The following is a 402-nucleotide window of genomic DNA, read 5'->3' as shown; positions in this document are numbered from 1 at the left end:
CCACCCTGGACGAGGCGCTGGCTGCGCAGGCCGCCGGTGCCGATGCGGTGGTCGCGCAGGGGGCGGAGGCCGGCGGCCATCGCGGTGCCTTCGAGGCCGGCAGCGCCGAGCGGCAGTTGACCGGGCTGTTCGCGCTGCTGCCGCGGCTGGCCGACCAGTTGCAGATCCCGGTGATCGCCGCCGGTGGCATCGGCGACGGCCGTGGCATCGCCGCCGCTTTGACCCTGGGCGCGAGCGCGGTGCAGATCGGCACCGCCCTGCTGCGCACCCCGGAGGCGGCGCTGGCACCGGCCTGGGCGGATGCGCTGGCCCAGGCCGAACCCGAGCAGACCACGTTGACCCTCGCCTTTTCCGGCCGCCTGGGCCGCGCGCTGGCCACCGACTACGTGCGCGCCGCCGCTG

The 402-nt window shown here is 76.9% G+C and carries 1 protein-coding gene; it reads left to right on the top strand.

The genetic code is table 11. The features are described 5' to 3' along the window. Positions 1-402 (top strand): nitronate monooxygenase (locus D180_RS18085; RefSeq protein WP_017913901.1); only part of this gene is annotated, 402 nt, incomplete at both ends.

This window comes from Xanthomonas sp. SHU 166 (genome assembly GCF_000364685.1).
In the GTDB taxonomy this organism is placed as follows: domain Bacteria; phylum Pseudomonadota; class Gammaproteobacteria; order Xanthomonadales; family Xanthomonadaceae; genus Xanthomonas_A; species Xanthomonas_A sontii.
This window is presented reverse-complemented; position numbering and strand designations above follow the sequence as displayed.